Below are 231 nucleotides of genomic sequence, written 5' to 3'. Positions count from 1 at the left end.
CATGGCACTGTAGCGGCTAATTATAGCACAGAAGAAGCAGACCTTGTTATTGCAGCTGGTATTCGTTTCCACGACAGCATTACAGGCCATCCTGATTTCTTCTGTAAAAAAGCTAAAATCATTCATATCGATATCGACTCAGCAGAAATTGATAAGAACGTCACTATTAACGTACCAATCGTAGGTTATTTAAAGAGTGTCTTAACCGAATTGAATACACTGGTAGAGCCT

General features: G+C 39.4%; 1 pseudogene. It reads left to right on the top strand.

Annotated elements, in window-relative coordinates:
* Nucleotides 1–231, top strand: a pseudogene (locus tag ACSV5T_RS10435) (biosynthetic-type acetolactate synthase large subunit); the annotation flags it as partial.

It is taken from the genome of Veillonella sp. ZSJB6, from assembly GCF_051549505.1.
In the GTDB taxonomy this organism is placed as follows: Bacteria; Bacillota; Negativicutes; order Veillonellales; family Veillonellaceae; genus Veillonella.
Note: the sequence above shows the minus strand (reverse complement) of the source record. Positions and strands in the feature narration are given on the sequence as shown.